The organism is Streptococcus sp. CCH8-H5 (assembly GCF_001556505.1).
Taxonomy (GTDB): Bacteria; Bacillota; Bacilli; order Lactobacillales; family Streptococcaceae; genus Streptococcus.
The window spans coordinates 128,504-149,030 of record NZ_LSIZ01000107.1 but is presented as its reverse complement, the minus strand read 5'-3'; the positions used below and the strand labels follow the sequence as shown (position 1 = coordinate 149,030).

At 34.5% G+C, this 20,527-nt stretch carries 15 protein-coding genes and 1 pseudogene; 6 read left to right on the top strand and 10 right to left on the bottom strand.

Translation table 11 applies throughout. The features are described 5' to 3' along the window. Positions 1-56 precede the first annotated feature (56 nt). From AX663_RS07100 to AX663_RS07090, 3 genes and pseudogenes are all read right to left on the bottom strand, one after another. Positions 57-1,094 (bottom strand): sensor domain-containing diguanylate cyclase, encoded by a 1,038-nt coding sequence (locus AX663_RS07100; protein WP_060973110.1) that lies wholly within the window; start codon positions 1,092-1,094, stop codon positions 57-59. 21 nt (positions 1,095-1,115) lie between these two features. After that, positions 1,116-1,349: pseudogene (locus AX663_RS07095) on the bottom strand (PfkB family carbohydrate kinase); the annotation flags it as partial. A gap of 29 nt (positions 1,350-1,378) precedes the next feature. Next, positions 1,379-1,930, bottom strand: a complete 552-nt coding sequence (locus AX663_RS07090) for a DeoR/GlpR family DNA-binding transcription regulator (protein WP_060973108.1) — start codon at positions 1,928-1,930, stop codon at positions 1,379-1,381. Positions 1,931-3,176: 1,246 nt separating this feature from the next. On the opposite strand from AX663_RS07090, the gene AX663_RS07085 reads away from it, so the two are divergent. Next, positions 3,177-3,698, top strand: coding sequence for a hypothetical protein (locus AX663_RS07085; protein ID WP_060973107.1), 522 nt, complete (start codon positions 3,177-3,179; stop codon positions 3,696-3,698). A gap of 300 nt (positions 3,699-3,998) precedes the next feature. On the opposite strand, the gene AX663_RS07080 is transcribed toward AX663_RS07085, so the two are convergent. The 7 genes from AX663_RS07080 to AX663_RS07050 form a co-directional block, all read right to left on the bottom strand. After that, positions 3,999-5,264, bottom strand: coding sequence for a tyrosine-type recombinase/integrase (locus tag AX663_RS07080; RefSeq protein ID WP_060973106.1), 1,266 nt, complete (start codon positions 5,262-5,264; stop codon positions 3,999-4,001). A gap of 89 nt (positions 5,265-5,353) precedes the next feature. Continuing rightward, entirely contained in the window at positions 5,354-5,614 is a 261-nt protein-coding gene (locus tag AX663_RS07075; protein WP_060973105.1) for a MerR family transcriptional regulator, read from the bottom strand. Beyond that, a complete protein-coding gene (locus AX663_RS07070; protein WP_060973104.1) occupies positions 5,604-6,191 on the bottom strand; it encodes a replication protein in 588 nt (195 codons plus the stop codon). The genes AX663_RS07075 and AX663_RS07070 overlap by 11 nt, the downstream gene beginning before the upstream one ends. 194 nt (positions 6,192-6,385) lie before the next feature. Next, positions 6,386-7,003 (bottom strand): hypothetical protein, encoded by a 618-nt coding sequence (locus AX663_RS07065; protein WP_060973103.1) that lies wholly within the window; start codon positions 7,001-7,003, stop codon positions 6,386-6,388. Positions 7,004-7,005: 2 nt separating this feature from the next. Continuing rightward, complete coding sequence (locus AX663_RS07060) at positions 7,006-8,082, bottom strand: AAA family ATPase (protein WP_060973112.1); 1,077 nt, start codon at positions 8,080-8,082, stop codon at positions 7,006-7,008. Next, entirely contained in the window at positions 8,082-8,396 is a 315-nt protein-coding gene (locus AX663_RS07055; RefSeq protein ID WP_025170996.1) for a hypothetical protein, read from the bottom strand. The genes AX663_RS07060 and AX663_RS07055 overlap by 1 nt, the downstream gene beginning before the upstream one ends. 153 nt (positions 8,397-8,549) lie before the next feature. After that, entirely contained in the window at positions 8,550-8,984 is a 435-nt protein-coding gene (locus AX663_RS07050) for a hypothetical protein (RefSeq protein WP_060973102.1), read from the bottom strand. A gap of 527 nt (positions 8,985-9,511) precedes the next feature. Between AX663_RS07050 and AX663_RS07045 the strand changes: the two genes are divergently transcribed. From AX663_RS07045 to AX663_RS07025, 5 genes are all read left to right on the top strand, one after another. Then, entirely contained in the window at positions 9,512-11,119 is a 1,608-nt protein-coding gene (locus tag AX663_RS07045; RefSeq protein WP_060973101.1) for a type I restriction-modification system subunit M, read from the top strand. Beyond that, positions 11,109-12,245: a restriction endonuclease subunit S gene (locus tag AX663_RS07040; protein ID WP_060973100.1), complete on the top strand. Its 1,137-nt coding sequence runs from the start codon at positions 11,109-11,111 to the stop codon at positions 12,243-12,245. Before AX663_RS07045 ends, AX663_RS07040 begins: the two co-directional genes overlap by 11 nt. Continuing rightward, complete coding sequence (locus AX663_RS07035) at positions 12,238-15,372, top strand: type I restriction endonuclease subunit R (protein ID WP_060973099.1); 3,135 nt, start codon at positions 12,238-12,240, stop codon at positions 15,370-15,372. The genes AX663_RS07040 and AX663_RS07035 overlap by 8 nt, the downstream gene beginning before the upstream one ends. 15 nt (positions 15,373-15,387) lie before the next feature. Then, entirely contained in the window at positions 15,388-17,223 is a 1,836-nt protein-coding gene (locus tag AX663_RS07030) for an ImmA/IrrE family metallo-endopeptidase (protein WP_060973098.1), read from the top strand. 233 nt (positions 17,224-17,456) lie between these two features. Further along, on the top strand, positions 17,457-20,384 hold the full coding sequence (locus tag AX663_RS07025) for an NACHT domain-containing protein (protein WP_231724218.1): 2,928 nt from the start codon (positions 17,457-17,459) through the stop codon (positions 20,382-20,384). Positions 20,385-20,527 lie beyond the last annotated feature (143 nt).

The window sequence follows — 20,527 nt, the reverse complement described above, 5'->3', positions numbered from 1 at the left end:
CTATTACAAATAACGGTGCAAAATCAGCTCCACTACCGTCATCGACTAGAATAATATCAAACATCTGATTTTCCTTTCTGACTTTTATTTTCGTACATTTTCTTATCAGCTATTGCAAAAAAATCAACGAAGTTTTTATGTGATTGATAAGAGTCCGTATAAGCACCTAAAGATGCTGTAATCCCCATATCTTTGAGAGTCATTTCTGCTTGAACAAGTTTTATTAAAAATTCAGCTTGATTTTCAGAAACTCCAGGGAGTAAAACCGCAAATTCATCTCCACCTAACCTTGCTATTACAGCACTTTCAGGCATTATCTTCGTTAAAATATCACCAAATTCAATTAGAATCTTATCTCCCGTAGCATGTCCAAAGGTATCATTTGCTTCCTTGAATTTATCCAAATCAGATATAATAACCGTAATTTGTTCTTCTTTACGTGTCAGACATTCCTCAAAAGCAAGCTCAATATATCGTCGATTATGAACCCGTGTTAAAACATCTTCGTATGCCATCCTCTGTATTTCAAGTTCATGAAGTCTCTGCTCTGTAACATCAAGAACAAAACAAAAAACACCAATCACTTTTTGGCGATTGTTATAAATGGGAGAATACATATTTTGCCAGTAAAGCGTTTTGTCGCCTGTCTTAATAGTATCCATAAATATAAATGTTTCACCCTTTTTCGCACGATCAACATTTGCTTTTAAACGCGCAGCATCTTCACTATTAAGATAATTCATTGGAAAGTCACCAATTTTGGGAGTGAAATAAAAGATTTCTTCCATGAGCCGAATATCATTCTTATTAACCGCAATAAAACGATAATCTAAGTCTACAGCATAGACGTTAATAAGTTTCGAACTCTGTAAGATAAAGTGGGATAGCATATGCTGTCTTCGATTAAGGTAAGATGCTAGGGTCCAAAGAACTAGTATTCCTATAAAGATTGCTAAAACGATGGGATTATCATGGTCAATCAAAACATCATCATACACTAAGCGCATTAATAACATTAACGCAGCAAAAATACTTAAGTATGTTAACAATCTTTGATGCTTGATTAAAAAATCACTTACTTTTCCTAATACCATTACAGTCTCACCATTCTAAGTAGTTTTAATACCTTCAGCATCCAAACCATCTGTCACAAAACGTCCTGTAAAACCACCGATGAAGCCCGTTGCAGTATTATCAACACCTAAGCGTTGCAAAATACGACTAACATTAATACCCTTACCGCCAGCGAACTTATCATCACTCTCCATACGGTTAACTTCACCAATCTCTACTTTATCGATACGAACAATGAAGTCGATTGATGGGTTTAGCGTCACAGTATAAATCATACTTCAATAACCCTCGTTTTCTCTTTTAATTATTTAAGGAGCCCTTCTTCCGAAGCATTTGTGATTATGGTTACTTTCTCAACCTCGGCTACCTTAGCATAGGTAACCTGACCAAGTTTAGAAGCATCAGCTAGAACATAGGCTTTTTGCGCATTAGCTATCACTGTTCGTTTAATGACCGCCTCTTCCATATCTGGCGTTGTGAAATAATTGGCATCAACTCCATTAGCACCAATGAAAGCACAATCAAAATTCAGTTGTCTGATTTGTTCCAGAGCTGTACTTCCAATAGAGGCATCTGTTGAATGTTTAACCTTACCACCAATAATCCTAGTACTAATACCGAGATCTACCAGCTTAACAGCATGATGGATAGAATTAGTCACAACCGTCACCTGACGATTCATTTCCTCTAGATATGGTGAATATTTGTCATAAGTTCTAAGCCCAGCCTCAACGTGACCAATACTTACTTTATTGTAAAATGCAACCAATCCAGCAGCAAAAGTTGTTGTAGTATCACTATGAACTAAAACCAAATCAGGTTGTTCTTTCTTAACAACTGGATCAAAATTAGCCAAAATTTTAGAAGTAATTTCCTGAAGTGATTGATTTTTTTCCTATGATATCCAAATCATAATCAGGAACTATTTCAAAAGTCTCCAAAACCTGGTCAAGCATTTGATGGTGTTGAGCTGTGACTACTGTAATAGTATTAATGGTTTCTTGATGTTATTTCAACTCAAGAATTAACGGCGCCATCTTAATTGCCTCTGGTCTTGTCCCAAAGACAACCATAATATTTAATTTTCCCATAAGATCCCCCCTATGACCTATACAAAATCAATATAATATTGACAAATAAGACTCTACATTATCACTTTATTATCCCCAATAAAAAGGAAAATGAGTTATCCTTTCTCCAAAAGCATTAAAGGGAATGCCCTCGCTATTGGTCTTGTTTTGCAAATGATGTAAAGTAGATAAAGAAAAAGGTCTCAATAAAAAGACTATCATTACGTATAAAATTCAAGAAGTAAGACAAGAAAACTAAGTCATATCATCCAAGGATATCAATTGTTTTGAGATTTTCTAGTCTTCTCCCCCGAATTTAAAAATACACTATTTAATAAATAAAAAAACTGCAGGAGAAAAAACGCTTTGCTAATAAAAGTGTTTTTGAATCCAGCAGTATTGCTAATTTACATATATTTCATAAAAACTTCTCCCCATTTTAAAGAGCGTCCCCTTTACTTACGCTCTACCCCTATCTTACAAATCAAAATATCGGTATGATAACCCTATCCCAATACCATATCATATAGTACCAAGCACCAACACGTAATCGTATAAAACTCTCCCTAAAAGAGTTGAAAGATTACAATCAAGTTGGCTTAAAGTTACTACTACCAATATTCCCTATTCATATAGACGCTATAATTATAACATGTTATTTTTATTTTTCAACCTTTTTTAATTTTTTTATTATTTTAATGTATGTGACAACCATTATAATGAAGTCGTTTAAATTAAACACTCCTACTTAACAAATACTAATCAAATGATATTTATCTATATTTTAATAAATAATAATTAAACACCCTTTGGCTTTTAAATGGATTTGCATAAAAAAATCAGAATTCCTATTAAAATTCTGATGTACAGTAAAATCTGTACTTTTGTTTTTTTAAAATAATATAAAAAGCACTCTAGCTTCTATAGTTTAAACAAAACTACAGATTTTAGAGCGCTATTACTAAAAGAATAGAGTATTAATATTGATAATTAGACATTAGTCCTAATTAATTAATTCAAGGAGGGATATTTATGGCAAAGGGAATACTAATTAAAGCTCCAGATCTTTTTACAGTTGACGAACAGTTAGATATTCAAAAACAATTTAAAAGTGATGACATTGAGATTGCTTTCCTTAAGGGGGATCAGATTCAAGCTTCGTTCAATTCTTTTATTGAAATGTTGATTAATAATGATTTTTTGAATGATCTTGAAATAGCTCTATGTGTAGATATTTTGAAAGATATTATTAAGATTATTTCTAAGATGAAAAAAAAGAATGTAGTTATACTTGATGCTAAACAAAATGAAAAAACTGCTAAACTGACCATTAAATCTAATACCAGTAAAGGAACAATATATTTAGAAGTGCCATGCGATATTTCTGAATATGAACTCCAAGAGTCGATAGAAAAAATTATCGAAGCAAAAAGTATTCTCGATAATAATAGTAATGAAGGTCTAAATGATTTATATATTGTTGAAGATAAATCTGGAAATTTGTCAATTATGACATTAACCGAGTATATTAATTACAGGAAAAGTATTAGATAAGATATATTGCTATTATTTAATCAAGATTAAGTTGACTTGGCTCATTACGAACAGAAATCAATTAAGAAAAAGGTAGAGCAAAAGGTAGAGTTTGAATTGAAATACAGTGCAATATACTGCATTTTGCAAAAAGAAAAAACGCTTGAAATCAGCGTTTTTCTTTTGTATTGATTCGTATTGAAACCTTATTTTACCTCTGTAAAGGTTTATTAGTGTTATTTCAGCATGCTATAAACGCTGTTATATCAACGTTTTTGAGTTCCTGTCTAATAAAATGTAGTCAAAAATGTAGTCATTTTATTAAGATGTAAGTTTGGCAATTTCTTTGAGGTAAATATCAACAGCCTCAGACTTTTTCTTAGGTGCTAGTTCAGCATAGGTGTCCATGGTTGTCTTGATTGACTTATGCCCCATTCTGATTTGGAGCTCTTTCCAGTTTGCACCTGCATTAAGCATCATAGAAGCATGTGTGTGACGAAACAGATGGAAACCATAATCAGGTAAGCCAAGCTCTGAGAGGCGCTTTTTAAGCGTTGTACGCTCGTTTCTATCGCACATATAATTCCCATAGATAGTCGGGAAAATAAGGTCTGTAGGGGGTAAATCGTACTTTTCAAAGTAAGTGTTCATCTCATTATGAAAATCTCTAAGGTCTTCCAATGTTTTTCTAGGAACGGCGACCCTGCGATTTCCTGAGTCTGTTTTAGCGCTATTTTTGCAGACAACCTCCCCCTTGATGCCAAGCTTTTTATTGGCAGCTCTCCACATAAGTGTTTTGGTAACAATAAGCTCATTGTTATCAAAATCAAGGTCATGAACGGTCATTGCAAGCAGTTCATTGATACGCAAAGCAGAAGCTAGCAAGGTATCACATATGACCTTAAAACGTCTATTAGCCCGTGTATTTGGTAAGCTACTTAGATAGTTCAGCCAAGTTGCTAAATCATCTTCATGTAACACCATAATACGCTCTTTAGATGGTTTTGGTTTAGGTGGGATTTTTATTGTTTTAGCTGGGTTATAAGAGAGTTCAAAGTTGGTAATACCGTAGTCGAAAATATCACTTAATTTATAGATAACAGCCCCAAACTCTTTGGCATGTCCTTTTTTAGACTTTTTAGCGCCTGATTCCACAGATTTCTTTGATTGTTGAGCAAGTTTGTTTACCCATACTTGAATATCAACAGATTTTATTTCCTCAGGCTTATAAGTACCAAATTTTGGAATGATATAAGTATCTAAGTATCCTCTAACACGGTTGATAGTATTTTGTGAGGTCACCCATGTTACAAAGCTAGTGAACCACGCTTCTGCGAGTTCTTCAAAATTATTGATGACAAGAGTCTCTTTTAAGGTAGCCCCTTTTTCTTCAAAGTCTAGTCTAGCCTGCATGATTTTTCGGTCAAGACTTCGTAAAGTTTTGGCAGTGATGGATGAGGTGACTTTTTTACCAGTCTTAACATCAATCCCAATATAAACACCTCTTTGAGTGTAGCTGATTGTACCGTTGTTTTTTGTAGTTTTTGTTATCTTTCGATTGTTGTGAATGATAGTTTCTTTTTGCATAGTAGCCTTCTTATTTCGGATATATAAAAGGCTAAAATAACAACCTCACATTTATTTATTGTGATAGTTTTATTTTAGCACATTTTGGATTAAGGAGTTAAGTATTTTATAACATCTTCCATTTTGTAATAGACTGTACGTGTTCCTTCTATAGGAGGTTCAAGCCTCTTTAGACCAGTTTTCTCCCACGATTTTAAGGTGTTAGGAGAAATCTGAAGAATTGACAACAATTCCTTTTGAGTGACGATGTTAGAGCTTTTCTGTTGTTCTTGTTGATGTTGAATGATGGTTAATAAGGTATTTAACAATTGTTCAATTTGGGTTAATTTGGCATATTCATTATTGGTCATTATCGTTGTCCTTTCCATAGCCTGAGTGACGACGAGAGTCAAGATATTTCGCAAAGAAGTAGGTTTTATCAACTATAACACTCAGTAGTAATGGGTTTTCCTCACGAGCATATATGACAAGATTATTAAACTCTGTGAAATTATGCTCCTCAATAGTATCAATCACAGTCGAAAGAAATTCATCGTTGTTATTGCTTATAAGAAATTTATCAAGTTCAAAGCCACACCCTGATTCAATATCCTCGATATCGTAAGGTGTCTTTTCAGGATTTTCAGCATGGATAAAGTAATCATACATACCTTTAGGGGACATGACGATTTCAACGTGACTAGGTGTGTTTAGTTTCTCTGTCAAAAGTTCTGAGACTTGCGAGTAGCTTTTAAGTGAATCAAAGAACAAAGCGCCATGTTTATGCGACTTCTTAAACTCACCTGTTTGTCTATTGACATCTTTATCATGCCATGGACTGAGCACAAAGGGGACGTGCATTTCTTCAAGGATTTCCAAATAGTTTTCAGGAGCACTCTCTTGATAGAGAAGGAAAGCCCATTTGTTAGAACGTTTTTCTTTTGCCATAGGCAGGTACCTCGTTTCTAGTTCTTATCTGTTAGGAGAATTTTAGGGTGATTTTGGTAGTCTTGTTTCAAAACTGTGATTATTGATTATTGGTGTAATGGGGGTCGTAGTAGCCCCATTACATAGCTAAGTTAGAGAGTTTGAAAGGGCAGTGCCTTTGGCTTTCACTTTGTGAGCCAAGCACCGCCCTTTCCTTATCTTCTTGTAGCTTTAAACCAGAGCTTATTTCCTTCCCGATTAGGTGAAGAAAAATAATAATTTGGATTACGGCTAGAAATTTCTTCCTTGATATGAGCTTCCATATCTCTCAGAAGTTTCTGAGCTTGTTGTGTCCTTGGATATTTGAGAAAGACGACAACAGTGCTTTTTCTGACATCAACAGTTGCTTTTCCTACTGTTTGGTTGAAATTTTTAAGAATTGGATTGAATTTTGTTATGGTTGTCTGATTATCAATCGTGATAGCAGACTCTGATTTATCATCTTGTCTGAGAAATTGTCGCAGGCGTATCGTCTGGTAGACAGACTTGAAGTAGTTCAAAATACTATCGTTAATCATTCGTTGGGTTAACTCAACGATAATCAGAGAAACAGCAACTAGTACAAGTATGGTGGCTATTTGGCTTGTGTAGCTTCCTAGAAGAATAAGTTTATTTTGGATAATGATGATAAAACTATTCAAAGATGGGATATCAAAATCTCCAAACAATTTTACAAGCAGATTGAAAGCGAAACTGAGTATGAAGCTAATTAGCCCAACGAAAAGAAGGGAGGAAATAAGATTGTATGATTTTTGAAAGAAAGTCTTTTTCATGTTTAGAGTATACCTTTCTTAGCGTAGTAGGTAGGACAAAGAAGAGGAAGAACTTGATAGGGATGTTCATTGTCGATGATTTGGATGAGTCCTGTTCCCTTACCTATTGGGATAACAATTCCTTCAGGGTCTAAGTCAGGAAAGAGAAATTGTGTCGTTTTCTTATTGATATTCCCTATTTGAACCAGTACATTCAATTGTTCACGAACTGATACAGGTATTGTATTGTGGTCAAACCTCTGGCTGACTAAAAATAGGTGGACTTTAGTGGCACGTCCAAGTAAAGCAATTTGAGACAAGAGTGAAAAGAATGAATCCTTAATAGTCTTGTTTACTCCTTCACTCAAGGCCAGTACCTCATCAATGACAATTGTCAAATGGTCAAATTGATGTTCAGGATTGTCGTAAAGGATTTCTTGGCGTTGCTGAATGAGATTTAGACAATTACTGAGATTTTCATTGATTTCCGAAACAAAATCTGATTTTGAACGGTTCTTTTGAGGATGAATGACGGCAATACCATTTTCACGAGCCCAGCGAGACGGCGTATCAAACTTTGGGTCTACAATAATAAGTTCAGAATAATTTTTTAATAAACTTAGAAAGTAGGTAAGAGCATATGACTTCCCAGAGCCACTATTACCAGCAATTGCTAGCGAAGTGACCTTATTAAAGTTTAGAGTGAGATTTTTCATAATTGGAAGAATATCTTTTTCCTGCATTTTTGAAAATTCCTCTAAATCTGAGATGACTAAACGCTCAGAAACACCTTTTTTCCAAGGAAAGAAAAGCCCTCGCTGAACATGTATGTCATCAGTATCTAATGCCATGAAATAGGCTGAATTTTGCTTTAAGAGGGTATAACGTGGGTAAAGGGAAGCATTGGCAATCAAGAAAATTTTCTGATAGAGTTCATCATCAATGATATAACCTGCTGGTAAGCGAGGGATAAACAGAAAGCCATCAGACATAATCTTAGTGTCAAAGCTATTGGTATAGCTAGTTTCTCCTTGCATGAGGGCTCCAAGTCCCATATTGAGACTTTGGAGCAGGTATTGAGCTAGTTCTTTATTAGTCATCATTTAACCTCCTTAATACTAGTAGCACGGAAATAGACATTATAGCCAACTTCACAAGCTTCTAGGTTCTCAAATTCAACCATAGTCATATAGGCAGGCAGTGTTAGCTCAGATTCAAATTTTACTTGGAAGGGTGGAAGTCCTTTTTGAGAGAACCAAGCTTTATGAGCAATAATTTCTCCTGTCGGCTGACCGTCTTCAAATCTCATTTGAGGTTCAAGTTCAGTGCTCAAGCAATGAATTGCTTGTTTGATGTCAATATATTCAGTTGCTGTATTGGCTGAGTAGCCACCTTTGCGATTACGAGTTTTCATAGTTTTCACCATTTATCTTTCATTGTGTTTGTAGAGTTAGGTCGATGTGCTCCTTTTTAGTCTTGAGCTGGACTCTTGCTAGGTCATAATTTCTTACCTCCTTATCTATAAGGAGAAAAAAGCAGGAAATTGGTAGTTCCTGCTAAAAGTTTTTTAGAAATATTTTCCGAGTTCTTCTTTTAAGATATTAAGGGTGTCCTCATAGTGCTTTTTAACGGTTTTATGGCTCTTGAATGGTGTCTCTTTCGTCAGTTGTAGTGCAGAAGTGCCATAGAGTGCAATTTCTAAGAAGATATGAAGGTCAACTTCTGGAAGCTTAGAGAGGACATTGTATAGGTGTTCATTACGCTCCTTGATAAGTAACTGTTCAATGGGGTTATAAGTATTATCAGGATATAAATCCATAAGCTCCGTTGCTCGTCCTTCGTTCGTAACAGTAGCATTTAGACTAGTCTTGCCATAATAGCGTTCCTTGCGTTCAAGGTTATCCATTGCTTGACTGAGCAGTTTATCAACTCCACTCCAATCGCCACTCTTAACAGCATTTGCAATCTTGCGTTCACGTTTATTTTCGACTTTGTTAGTCATAAAGTTTCCTTTCCGTCCTAGGACGGAAGAGAAACACAGTAGTTTGCCGAATTGAGTATGAAAAAATGCACACCAAAGAAACGGCGAAACAGTTGACACGGTCTACACCTAATGATGTGACTATGTTCTGAGTTTCAATCCGTCCTTTGATGCGCATCAATATAGGACTATAAAAATGATTTAGTTAAGATTTTCATCTTATGATTACATAGTAGTTGATAATAACTACTTTTCCCATGACCTGCCAGTTCATGGTGTTTAGGACTGCCCTTAAGGGATTTATGATAGTTAAATCTCAAATTTGGGGCTAATTCATTCACAAAAACATGAACTCCTAGTTCATAAAACACGTAACTTTTTTCAAAAACTTTTCTCACGTGATATAATAGTAGTAAGTAAAATTTGATTAGGAGAACAGTTGTGAAACAATCTAACAACACAGCACAACACAGCACAGCAGGTAGTTTCTACCTTTTTTCAGCACGCAAAAAAACACCTTCACTCACTAAGAATGGAGGTGCTTTTTAATGGCTAAAAAAACAGTTTCTAAAGAGGCAACTCTAGAGCAAATTCTTTTTAATTGCCGTAATGCTTTACGTGGAGCAGGTGGAACAGAAAAGAACCGCGATGCCGTTATTGGTCTAGTCTTTATTAAATTTGCTAGTGATAAGTTTGAAAATCGCCGTCAGGAGATTAGTCGTGAATATGCAGACAAACCTGAATTGGTAAAGATTTTAGCAGAGAAGAAAGACTCATACACTTCACAGAATGTATTCTATCTTGAACCAGAGAGTCGTTGGTCTTATCTTGTTCAAGAATCAAGCTCCAATGATATAGCTATTAAAATTGACACAGCCATGGCAACGATTGAAAAGGACAATCCTTCTCTGGAAGGTGCTCTTTTGTCAAACTTCTATGCGGGCTTAGGTGCCGAGATTAGAACCTTAAAGAACTTGATTGACGAAATCAATAAGATTGACCAAAATAAATTCCATGAAGAGGATTTGATTGGTAGAGTTTATGAATACTTCATGCAGTCCTATGCAGTAGCAAGTACTAAAGAAGAGGGCGAATTCTATACACCACCTTCAGCAGTTAAGTTGATTGCAGAACTGATTGAGCCCTATTCTGGACGAGTTTACGACCCTGCTTGTGGTTCAGGAGGAATGTTTGTTCAGTCAATGAAATTTATTGAACAACATCATGGAAATAAGAAAAACATTTCTATCATTGGTCAAGAAAAAAACCCTGATACACGTCGTTTGGCAAAAATGAACCTTGCGATTCGAGGAATTTCATATAACCTTGGAAATAAGCCTTATGGTGAAAGTTCTAGTTTTACTGATGACCAGCATAAGGACATGAAGGTTGATTATATCATGGCAAATCCACCTTTTAACTTGAAGGATTGGCGTGGGGAAAAGGAATTGCTAAATGATGCTCGTTGGGAAGGTTATAAAATTCCACCTGCTTCCAATGCCAACTATGCCTGGATTTTGCACATGTTGTCTAAATTAGACGTGACGGATGGGATTGCAGGATTTCTTTTGGCAAACGGTGCTTTGAATGCAGATGGTGTTGAGTATGAAATCCGAAAGCAGCTTATTGAAAATGATAAGATAGAGGCTATTATTGTCTTACCTCGCGATATGTTTTACACCGTGGATTTGTCATGTACTCTTTGGATAATTAACAATAATAAAAAAAGTAGCAAAAAAAACGGTAGAATACTACGAAATCGAGACAAAGAGATTCTATTTTGCGATTTAAGACAATGGAATCAGAATATTGCACAATATACTATTCCTGGTTCAAGAACAACTCGTAAGAAAAAAGTAATCTTGACAGATGAACAAATTTCTAAAGTAAAATCGATTTATCAATCGTGGCAAAGAGGTGAGGGGTATGAAGATATACCAGAACTTTGTAAATCAGCAACGATCGATGAAATTCGTAAAGCAGACTACTCTCTTGCACCTTCAAAATATGTAGAATTTATCGACCACGACTTAGAAATTGATTACGATACTGAAATGGTACGTATCCAAGCTGAAATGAAGCAAATTTTAAAATTAGAAAAAGCCTCGCAAGCAAGCCTTGAAGCAGCTTTTAAAGGAATTGGTTATGAGATATAAATTAGGTGAGTTGATATCGAAATCGGAAGTTAGAAACATTGATTCTATCTACGGAATAACAGATGTTCGAGGTATTTCTAATAACAAAGAAATTCAACCTACTAAAGCGAATGTAGTCGGAAGAAACTTTGATCGTTTTAGAATAGTTGATATCGAAGAATTTGTCTTTAATAGGCGAACGACTCGAATGGGTGAAAAAATTGGATTAGGATTTAACAATACAGAATCCCCCTTTATTGTTACAGATGATTATGTGGTTTTTAATATCATTGATAAAACTATAGTAAACCCAACATATCTATATATGTTTTTTAACCGCTCGGAGTTTGATAGATACTCTCGTTTTGATTCATGGGGAAGTGCAACAGAATTCTTTAACTGGGAAGAGATGTGTGATGTTAAAATTGACTTACCTCCCCTCGAGATTCAGGAAAAGTATGTTGCAGTATATAAATCCATGCTTGACAATCAAAAGTCATATGAAACTGGACTAGAAGATTTAAAATTGGTTTGTGATGGTTATTTTGATAAACTCAAGAAAGACAGTTCATTGTATAAGAAGTTAGGTAATTTTATTGAAAAAAATGAGTTACGTAACATTGATAAAAAATTAAATAAGGAACATGTGAGAGGGATTTCTAATAAGAAGGAGTTTATTCTCACAAAAGCAGATATATCTAAAACTGACTTGTCCAAATTTTTGGTTATTCCTGAAAATTTCTTCGCATATAATAGTCGAACTGATGGACGGGATATGTTAGTGCTAGCTATAAATAAACTTGATGAACCAGTAATTGTCACATGGAACTATAATTCATTCAATATAATAGACAACAAGCTTAAGCAACTCAATCCAGACTTCTTATTTGCCTTTTTCAAAAGAGCAGAATTTGATAGATTAGTGAGATTTATGTCTTGGGGTTCATCTCAGGAACTGTTTTCATGGGACAGCTTATGCGATGTTAAAATCCCAGTGCCTAATATAGAAATCCAAAATTCTATTGCTCAATTATATAACGTTTATCTTGAGCGTAAACAAATCAATGAAAGACTTAAACAGCAGATTAAGGATATTTGTCCTATTTTGATTGCTGGAGCGATAAAGGAGGCGAATGCGAATGCCTAAATTTACCGAAGCTCAACTTGAAGAAGCCATTATTGAGCTATTTCAAGAACAAGGCTATGACTATATCAATGGCGATAAACTTCATCGCAAGTATGATGAGATTCTACTGGAAGAAGATATGAGGGAGTTTCTGAGCCAGCGCTATTCAAATCTAACCGCTACAGAACTTGAAAAGGTCATCAATAAAATTAAATATGTCCCTAATACTCCACTTTATATGGGGAACCGTGAAGCGTTTTATCTAGTAAATGAGGGTTTTAACTTAGTTCGTAATGACTCAGCGCTAGCACCGATTCATATTGAATATATTGATTTTGAGAATCCAGAAAATAACATTTTTAAAGTCGTTAATCAATACACGGTTCAAGATGTACGTGAGCGCCGACCTGACCTGATTCTCTTTATCAATGGGATCCCTGTTGCTATTTTTGAGTTTAAAACAGCCATTCAGGAGACAACAACTGTCTATGACGCTTGGAAGCAGATTACCATTCGCTACAATAGGGATATTCCATCTCTGATGAAGTATGCTTTCTTGTCAGTTATTTCTGATGGAGCTAATACCAAGTTGGGTTCTATCTTCACTCCTTATGAATACTACTATTCATGGAATAAGGCAAATGATGATGAGAAGGTATCTAACGGTATCTCTGCTCTTTTGACCATGATTCATGGAGCTTTTGCCAAAGATAGAGTGGTGGCTATTTTACGAGATTTCATCTACTATCCTGATTCTGATAAGAAGGATACAGCTATCGTGACACGCTATCCTCAGTTTTTTGCAGCCAAAAAGATGTTGGAAAATATCAAATTGCATTTAAAACCTTATGGAGACGGCAAAGGAGGTACTTACTTTGGTGCGACTGGTTCAGGTAAGACCAATACCATGCTTTTCTTGTCACGCTTGCTAGCTACACATGACCGAGAAACCTTCAAATCTCCAACGGTGATTATTTTGGTTGACCGTGAGGATTTAAGCGACCAGACTAGTAAACTTTTTGAAGGGTCAAAACGTTACCTGAAAACAGAAAAAGTTAAAACGATTGGAAGTCGAGCAGAACTTAAGCAAGAGTTATCTATCAATGAAAGTGGTGGTGTTTACATTACCACGATTCAAAAATTTGAAGAGGCGACAGGACTGCTTTCGGAACGGACAAATATCATCTGTATTTCAGATGAGGCACACCGTACACAGACCAATGTAGGTTCTAAGCTGAAGTACACAGAGGCTGGCGTTGAAACTTCTTACGGCTTTGCAAAGTATCTGAGGGACTCATTTCCAAATGCGACTTATGCTGGTTTTACAGGAACACCAATTGATGAGACTATCCATGTTTTTGGTGAAGTGGTTGAATCTTACACAATGAAGGAATCAACAGATGACGGCATTACGGTTCGTATTTCCTATGAACCACGTCTAGCGCGTGTTATCACGAATGAAGAACAGGTTGCTGAGATTGACAACTATTACAAAGAAGTTGAGGAACAAGGTGCCAATATTGAGCAGATAGAGGCAAGTAAACGTACCATGTCTAAGGTGACACAAATTTTAAATCACCCAGACCGAATCCGAAAAGTAGCTGATGATATTGTTGAACACTATGAAAAGGTAGTTAGTGAGAAACCTGAGATTGTTCAAAAAGCCATGGTTGTTTGTTCGAACCGTGAACATGCTTTTAACGTTTACCAAGCTATAAAATCAGTTCGTCCAGAATGGTTCATTGCGAAGAAAACAGAGCGTGAGGACTTATCACCGCAGGAACTAGAGAAGTTAGAATCTCTTCCTAAAGTCAATATAGTTGCAACTCGTAGCCAAGATGATGTCAAGGAGATGTATGATTTATTGGGAGATGCTAAACACCGTAAGATGTTAGACGCTCAATTTAAAAACAATGATTCAAACTTTCAAATTGTTATTGTAGTGGATATGTGGATTACTGGGTTTGACGTACCATCCCTTGCCGTTATGTACATTGATAAACCCCTTCAAAAACATACCCTCATTCAGACGATTTCCCGTGTAAATCGCGTCTTTGAAGGGAAAGACCATGGTTTGGTAGTTGACTATATCGGAATCAAGAGAGCCATGTTAGAAGCCATCAAAACCTATGGTGGTGAGCAAGAAAGTCCGATTGATGAACTGGAGATTACCTTGAAAATCTTTAGAAATCAGTTGAGTTTAATTGATGAATTGCTGGTTAATTTTGATGCTTCAGACTTCTATCATGGTACGCCTGCAGAGAGATTGCTTTGTCTTAACAGAGGGGCAGAGTACGTTCAAAGACTTCACGACATGGAAGTACGTTTTATGTACCTGTCACGTCGAATGAAGTCTGCTTATGAGATTGTATTTCCTTCTGGAGAGCTCACAGATGAGGAAACAGAGAAAGCTCAATTTTACATGGCAATCCGCTCAATTATTTATAAACAGACCAAAGGCAATGCACCCGATGCTGAAATGATGAACAAGCATGTTCAACAAATGATTGAGAATGCGATAGCTTCAACGGGTGTAGAGGATATTGTTAATAATGATAAGCAAGAGCTGTTTGATGAAAGTTTCCTAGATGAACTGGATGCTTTAGAAATGCCAATCACCAAATTTAATGCCCTGCTTAGGTTGTTAAAACGTGCCATTGACCAGTACGGCGGAACTAATCAGGTTAAAGCCATTGAATTTTCAGAGAGACTAGATAGAGTTGTTGAAGCCTATAATAACAGAGATAGTCAAATCTTTATTTCTGAGGTGACAGCAGATTTCATCAATAGCCTTTCGGATGAAATCATGAAGATTTTGAAAGACCTTCAAATTGATATGGATTCGTTCAAAGATTTAGGAATTTCTTATGAAGAAAAAGCCTTTTATGACATTCTTATCAAGGTTCGTGATGAACATGAATTTGAATATGCTGATGAAAAATGTATTGACCTAGCTAAAGCTATTAAAGAATTGGTTGATGACAAAGCTCAGTATGCAGACTGGTCAAGTCGTGAGGACATTAAGAGTCAGCTGAACATGGATTTAACGATATTACTCTACGAAAACGGGTACCCACCGCAATGGAATGATGAAGTCTTTGAGCAAGTACTTGGACAAGCTGAGAACTTTAAAAAGTCTACAAATTGATACCTAGGAGGATATATGGCTTCAATTACAAATTATGTAAAAGAGCATTACTTTGATGAGGTGTCTATAGCAGGGACTGATTACTTTGTACAAAACGCACTTAGTTTGGGGCTTTTAAGGAATGGAGTATCAGGGTCAATTTATGTTGAGTTCAGTGAGATTAAATATGTTTATGCGGGAAATAGAGATGATGATTTAATTGATATTGACGTAATCTTAAACATATATGCGGATGTTGTGTGGTTTGAGCTTTATAAAACATCATCTAGTCAAAAGAAAAATCGATGGTTACGTGTTTCTTGTACGGCACGTGTAGAAGATGGGCTTCATGGTTTTCAAATTCATAAAGTCACCCCATATAAGAAAGGTGAACTAAGCCTTTTTGAACATCCTTTTACAGATAAACTAGTACCTTTTTTATGGAAAAATGAGTTAGACAAAACCGCAGAAGCAATTCTAGCATTATATTACCCAGAATCTCTTCAATCACCCATGCAAATCAATCCTTATGCATTAGCTCAAACGTTGGGGCTCAGAGTTGAATTTGTAGAAATTAACCCTGACACCTCCATTTTTGGAAGGATTTATTTTGAGGACGACACAGAGAGAGGAATATCCGAGGGGACAATTGTTATCGATGGTAATTTGGAAAAAATAAGACCATCAGGGACAGTTAATAATACTATTATTCATGAGTGCTTACATTGGATTTTACACAGATATTCAGTAGAACTAGAGAAGGGCTCTGCTGACAGCGTAACCCAAATTTCAACAACTGAGGAAGCTGATGAGAAAGATTGGATGGAATGGCAAGTACATAGCCTTGCCCCTAAACTCATGATGCCTAAAGTGATGACCCAGCAGTTTGTCAAAGCTAAGTATGCTGAATTAAAAGAAAATAAACCTGTGAACTCAATGATTGATATCATTGAAGATTTAATTAAAGCCACAGCGAATTATTTTGGGGTGACTATTATAGCAGCTCAAAAACGCTTGGCAGAATTCGGGATAGAAGAGGCTAGAGGAGCATTTAATTATGTTGATGGTCGCTATGTTCCAGCTCATTCTTGGCAAAAAGGTTTTCTAGGAGTTGACCAAACATTTTCAATAGGGCTAAAGGATTTGTCAAAATTACTTTTAGAACATCAATCCGTTAAAAATAGATTAACAGAAGGTGGGCTAATCTATATTGACTCTCATATTTGTTTAAACGAACCAAAATATGTAGTTTTATCTGAAGATGATATTCCTAAGATGACCTACTATGCTCGAACACATATGGATGAGTGTTGTCTTGTTTTTGAAAAAATAAATCATAATCAAAGCTATTCAAGAGTAACATTTATCAATGTTTTGAATAATTCAGCTGAACTGAGTATCACTCCATCTTTCAAGTATCCAGCTAATGATAGGAATTTAGACATAGAGTCTAGAGCACGGTTACTAAGTGAATTAAGTTCGGAGTTGAGTCAAGCCTTAAGGGAATTACCGTATGATTTTGGTAGTGCGTTAAATTATCTAAGGAAGTATCGAAAATTGACCAATCAGTCTCTATCGAACTTATCCCTATTATCTGTAGAATATATTTCTAAACTTCAAAACAATCACATCAAAGAACCATCTGTTCAAACTGTTGTAGCGTTATGTATAGCCATGTCACTTCATTTTCAACTGAGTGATGAATTATTAAAGCGGGCTGGTAGAAGTTTGCGCTCATTATCTACGGATGAAGATATGCTCTATAATCTTATGATTTTGAGTTCTTCCGACTATACTGTGGAGGATTGTAATCAAATATTACTTGAAAACAATTTACCACCATTGACTATAAAAAAAGATTCTAGCATTTAAGCTAGAGTCTTTTGTATGTCCAAATTTCTCAGTTTAGAAATCTCCTAATGTAGCTAGTCGAACTCTCAACCTTCTTTTAACCACAAATCAAGAAAATATCTTGTACTGAATGGAACAATGAGAAAAATTATGTGATGTACTTGAATGTAATCTAGATGACATTTTAAATATGAATTAAACGAGAAGAGAATTCTATCCTTATGTTATAATTCAAATATGAAAGGATTTCGTATATGGTAGTTATTTTATCATTAATGGAAAATCTATTAGTAGAGCAACTAGGAAATTACTTTAATGGACTTATAGGTAAAATAAAATTAAGATTCGTTATAAAAGGGCTAAAGAACGAAGTTGAAGTGTTAATATTAAAACAATATGGAGACAGGGAATATTATCTAGATTTTGATAGATTTTTAATTGAACAGAATGTTCTTGAAAAAATAATAAAAAATTTTCTTAACCAAGATGTTTTACAATCGAAAACAATAAATCAATCAGTAGATTTTTACATGAATTTGTTTGTTGAAAAACACCCTAAGTATATATTATATAATATTGAGTTAAAGCAGATTATTCAAAAATATTTTGAAATCATATTTAAACAACTTAATAAAATAAGCACCTCGGAATCACAGGTACTATGTCGGACTATTAAGGAAATTGTTGATGGTATAGAAAGGCAGTTGCAGTACTTAACAGAAATAGTGGATGATAATAATTCATTATTAAAACAGATTGTAAGTGGAAATTTTAGAACACGCTCCTATATTGAAACCCTATTAACAACATCAGGTGATTCTTTTGTTCAGTCCGACTATTTTGAACGTTATCTATTTCAAGATACAGAAGGGGGTAAAGAGAGAGATTCATTAGATATCCTTTTACAACATCATAAAGTTGTATTAATTGGAGAAGCAGGATTTGGAAAAACTTTTGAAACCTTTAAGCTTATAAATCAATTATGTGCAAAATATTCTGATTATCAACTAATTCCTGTTTATGTTCCATTAATAGAGTATGAGGATGGTTTAGTAACATTATTCGATATTATTCAGTCGAAAATGGCCCCTTTCTGTGAAGGAAATTCTAAAGAAGCTATTAATCAACTATTTGTTAATAATAAATTGGCAATGTTCTTCGACGGCATTGATGATATTATTGATGAGAAAAAGAGATTGAAATTTTTTTCTGAAGCAAATCAATTAATGACACAATATAATCAAAATTTTTTCTTTTTCACAACACGAAATAATCGATATAAGCATGAACTCGGAGAAGATAAGAGCTTCCGACTAACGAACCTAGTTGATAGTATAATTCAAAGAGATTTAATTAGACTTGGATGGTATAGTAATCTTCCTCCATCATATCTTGAGTTATTTAGAAATCCCTTACTGTATAAAATTGGTAAAACTATTTTGGTTGATAGACAAAATAAGGAGTTGCTCAATAGAACCCAAATTTTTACAGAGTATTTTGAAAAGAATTATCGATACAAAAATAGTTATTCAGAATTGTCCCTACATGAAACATTAAATCTTTTTGGCAAATTTTCTTATGAGAATTTTAATCAATCTAGTTTTACATATAGCGAAGTAGATAAAATAATAAGTGCTTATCCAGTTTCTACACCTAATAAAAGAAATCTAATTGATTATTTCATAAATTTTGGAATTTTTGATACTTCAGATAGAATTACTTTTTCTCATAAACTATTTAGGGAGTTTACTGCGGCATACTATATTACAAATAACCTGATGATTTCATCCGATACTGAACTTCTTGAGAAGCTTATCTATAATGAAGAATGGCAAGAGGTAGTCGTTTTTATCTCAGGATTATTTTCTACTATTAATGAACAGGACAATTTTTTAGATTTTGTTCTACAGCATAACCTACCTCTCTATATTGAATGTGTTAATTCTAAAAATGATTTGTTGAGAAATAATGGAATAACTGATTTTTCCATAGAGAATCATGTGGAACGAATTTTATCAGAAATTCATAAAACTTATTCATTTATAGTAGAGAATTATTTTCATCCTATATCTGAGCAGTTTGAACCATTTATAACAGAAAATCAAGTGGATTCTAAAATCGGGATTACTGGAAGTATAGTAGAAAATAGTCTTTATTATTGGTTTGATATCGTGGATAAAAGTGTCCCAGATGTAAAAGTTGTTAGCTCTAATCTACTGAGTCAAGAATATCAAGCTACAATATTTTTAAAAACCACTGGGATGGTTACGCATTATATAAACTTGGAGTTATCAGGATTTATAGGGGATAGTGGGCGAAAAATTGCAGTAGAGCTTATTAAAACTAATTTGCAAGATATATTAGAAAAACAATCATTACCAGCAAGTAACTATATTTTATGTGAACTTTTAAAAGAAACCATAGATAGGTTATCTTGGCTTAAAGATATTGATGAAATTTCTTTGATGAGTAAAGAGGTTAGAAAAAGGATAGATGAAGCCCTTGAAGATTGTCCGGAAGTTTTAAGCTATACAACATCGGAAGGAGTAGAGTTGTTTAGTTTAAATAAATTGCTATCTATTCTACTACACTCTGGTGTGGATTATAGGAGTTCTATCATACCTGGTCGTGATAGAGAATATTCAGAATCAAATGGCTTAACAATGAACTTATATTCTACGAAAAGAAAAATAGAAATAGTTGAAACATTTTTTAATTTCGCTGAAGTGAGTTATCTGGAAATGGTGAAATATAACTTTCCTAAAATTTATAGATGTTTTTCAAAGTTTCAAGATATGCCGTACAAATTACTTATCACTTACAAAGATGATGAAAGTAATCCGTGGATAGGATATTATCACGTAGCATATTCAGGAGATAAAAATTTAGTTGAAGTATCTCATAGTGATTCGTTTAAGAATTATGAAGGAGTATATGATGAAATAATACGAAGTTACAATTTGTTAAATAGAGTTCCTAAAGATATTTCTACTCATGAGAGTGCTTTCTCAAATCTTTTATTCTCAAGAAATATTAGTAAAAATACTCCATTAAGTGATTATGTCCATAAAGAGATAAAGAACAGTTTAGAGGAGATTTTTGGTGTTTTTGATTATAGAATTATTAATAGTAATGTCGACAGGGAACAGATGCTAGAAAACAAGACAATAAAAGCCCTCTAATCAATTTATTAGAGAGCTTTTATTATATATCCGAAATTTTGTATTTATTTCACAAAAAATGTAGTCAAAAATGTAGTCATTCGGCTGATTTTTATCGCAATCTATTGAAATTTAAAATTTCAATAATCGCTTAAAATCAAGGT